Annotated in this window: 3 protein-coding genes and 1 pseudogene; all 4 read right to left on the reverse strand. The window is 68.2% G+C overall.

Annotated features, from left to right (window positions below):
- Positions 1 to 547, reverse strand: a 547-nt coding sequence (locus ACLP9N_RS26145; protein WP_442410106.1) for a V-type ATP synthase subunit D, incomplete at its 3' end; no start/stop codon positions are given.
- A complete protein-coding gene (locus tag ACLP9N_RS26150) occupies positions 547 to 1944 on the reverse strand; it encodes a V-type ATP synthase subunit B (protein ID WP_442410107.1) in 1398 nt (465 codons plus the stop codon). The genes ACLP9N_RS26150 and ACLP9N_RS26145, both read right to left, overlap by 1 nt.
- Positions 1941 to 2474, reverse strand: coding sequence for an ATP synthase beta subunit C-terminal domain-containing protein (locus ACLP9N_RS26155; RefSeq protein ID WP_442410108.1), 534 nt, complete (start codon positions 2472 to 2474; stop codon positions 1941 to 1943). Before ACLP9N_RS26155 ends, ACLP9N_RS26150 begins: the two co-directional genes overlap by 4 nt.
- Positions 2454 to 3116 (reverse strand): annotated as a pseudogene (locus tag ACLP9N_RS26160) (V-type ATP synthase subunit A); the annotation flags it as partial. The pseudogene ACLP9N_RS26160 and the gene ACLP9N_RS26155, both read right to left, overlap by 21 nt.
- Positions 3117 to 3133 lie beyond the last annotated feature (17 nt).

Raw genomic sequence — 3133 nt, forward strand, 5'->3', positions numbered from 1 at the left:
CTAACTCGATGCGGGCCAACTCCTGCCGTAGCAGAGGTAACCAGTGTCGGCTCAGGGCGCGCACCCGCAGCCGGGTGGTGTGAACCTCTTGCTCGACGGTTCGGAAAGACGATTGCGCCGCAGCGCATTCGGCGGCGGCGACAACGGCCGCTCGATATGCCCGCGCCGCCTGAACAGACGCCGAGGTCGGGTAGATGACGGCCGGATCGCTTTCGGACGGCAATACGCAGACGGCGGCGTCGGGGTAGCGCACCCCGGCGGTGACGGCCCACTGCACGGTGACCGATGCCGGCGCGGTGGTGACGGCCAGGTCGATCGCGTTTTGGCCGCCCAGCAGCATCGCGCGCAGCCCCCACATGTCGGCCTCGCGGCAGGCCTGCTGCCAGTCGTGGCGGCTTTGTTCGGCCTTGCGCTGCAGCTCTTCTTGCAGCGCGGTCAGCAAGTGCAGCTTCTGCTCGAGCAGCGTCACCCCCCGCTCGGCGAGGTCGAGCCGGTTCAGCACCCATAGTCGGCCCATCCGCCCCGGGGGACGCGACAACGGCGCCATCACGCCCCCTGCACTCTGTCGGGCCAGTGTGCCTCAAGCAGATCGGAGGGCAGCATCGACAGTTCACTGCGCGGCAACCGCGCGAGTACTTCCCATGCCCGGTCGAGGGTTTCGTCGAAAGGTCGTGCGGCGTCGGGACGTTGATTGACCAACTTCGCGGCGAAATCGTCCTCGAACAGCAGATAGCTGCGGTCGGTGGCGGTGAGGGCGTCGGGCCCGATCAGCTCGGCCAACGCGCTTACCTGCCGTGCGTGGGCCAACGAGGCGAGCAGCTGCGCCGCCACCGGCAGGTGATCGTCGCGGGTGCGCCCAGCCCCAGCGCCGCGGCGCATCAGCCGCGAGAGCGACGATAAGGCGTCCACCGGCGGGTAGATGTTGTGCAGATGCATCTGCGCGGAGAAGATGATCTGCCCTTCAGTGATGTAGCCGGTCAGGTCCGGCACCGGGTGGGTGATGTCGCCGCCGGGCATCGTCAACACGGGCAGCACGGTTACCGAGCCGGGCTGTCCGACGATTTTGCCGCACCGCTCGTACAACGACGCCAGGTCACTGTAGAGATAGCCCGGATAGGCGCGCCGCGCCGGCATTTCACCGCGGGCTGCCGAGATTTCCCGCAGCGCCTCGGCGTAGCTGGTCATGTCGGTCATGACCACCAACACGTGCCGCGACGTCTCGAACGCCAGATGCTCGGCGATCGTCAGCGCAATGCGCGGGGTGAGGATCCGCTCGATGACCGGGTCGTCGGCGGCGTTCAGCAACAAGACCAATTCCCCCGCTGCGGCTCGTGATTCGAGCACATTGCGGGCATAGGCCACGTCGGCGTGGGGAAGCCCGATGCCGGCGAACACCACGCTGAACGGCTCGCCGCCGGCACTGGCCTGCGCGGCGATCTGACACGCCAGGCGCAGGTGCGGCAACCCGGGCAACGAGAAGACCGGCAGTTTCTGACCCCGGACCAGGGTGGTCAGCGCATCGATCACCGACACGCCGGTCAACACCGGCTCCGAGGGAGCCTCGCGTTGCATCGGGTTGAGCGGGTCGCCGTTGACCGGCACCCGTCGTGCTCCGGTCACCGGCGGGCCGCCGTCGATCGGTTCGCCGCGGCCGTTGCAGGCGCGGCCCAGCCAAGCGGTTCCCACCGGGATGCGCAGCGGTTCGCCACTGAACCGGTATGCGGCCCCTGCCGCGTCCATTCCCGACGTGCCTTCCATCACCTGCACGAGCGCCACGTCGCGGTTTACATCGAGCACCAGCCCGTGCCGCACCGAGCCGTCGGCCAGCGTGATGACGACGTACTCGTCCCACCCCACACCGGCGACACCACCGACCACGGCCAGTGGACCGCGCAACTCACGCACGCCGCGGTATTCCACCCATCGCGGCCACGGGCTCCTCATCGCGGCAGCTCACGCAGCGTCTCGACGATCTCGTTGCGGCGCTGGACCGCCAGCGCCGTGTCATCGGGTCCGCTGTCGTCGCGGGCGCGGATCAGCTTGCCGAAGTCGGTCTCCTCGATCAGCTGCGCCGCCACACCGCCGGCAACCAGTTCACGGCAGGTGTCGATTACCGCCAACGCCGCGTCGACGAGCGCCGCGGTCTTCTCCGGTCCGCAGTGCGCGTCGTTGGGGTTCTGGGCATTCTGCTGCAACACGGTTTCCCGCAGCAGCCGGCCGGCCACCAGCACCATCCGCTCGCTGTCGGGCAGCGCTGTCACGCCGACCAGCTCGGTGAGCGCGGTCAGGCGATCGGACTCGGTCAGCAGATCCAGCACCCGAGCGCGACGGGCAGACCAGCCAGTGTCATCGCCGGCAACAACGCGGGCGGTGCCAAGCGCTTCGGCGTCACGGGAAAACGACGCCGACCACGACACCGCAGGGTAATGACGCGAGTAGGCCAGGTCCCGGTCCAGAGACCACCGACAGCGCACGAACCGCTCAGTGTGCACGGTGACCGGCTCGGACAGGTCCCCACCCGGCGGCGACACCGCTCCCAACACCGTCACCGATCCGGTATCCCCACCGAGGGTGTCGACGTATCCCGCCCGTTCATAAAACGCCGCGAGTTCGGAGGACAGGTTGGCCGGATAGCCCTCCTCGGCGGGCAGCTCCCCCAGCCGAGATCCGAACTCGCGCAATGCTTCTGCCCACCGAGAGGTGGAGTCGGCGATCACCACGACGTGATAGCCCATGTCGCGGTAGTACTCCGCGACCGTGACGCCGGTGTAGATGCAAGCCTCGCGGGCCATCATCGGCATGTTTGAGGTGTTGGCGATGATCACGGTGCGGTCCACCAGCCGCCCGCCGGTGCGCGGATCGCTCAACTCACGCATGTCGGCAACGATCTCGGCCATCTCGTTGCCGCGCTCACCTCAGCCGACATACACGATGACGTCGGCGTAGCACCTCTTCGCGATCTGTTGCAGCAGAACCGTTTTGCCGGTACCAAATCCGCCCGGCACAGCGGCGGTGCTGCCCCGGGCGATCGGGAACAGCAAGTCGACCACCCGCTGGCCGGTGGTCAGCGCAACGACGTCGTCGCGTCGACGGCGATAGGGTCGTGCCTGCCGCACCGGCCACCGCGCCGCGA

Origin of the sequence: Mycobacterium sp. (assembly GCF_052144515.1) — a bacterium.
Lineage (GTDB): Bacteria > Actinomycetota > Actinomycetes > Mycobacteriales > Mycobacteriaceae > Mycobacterium.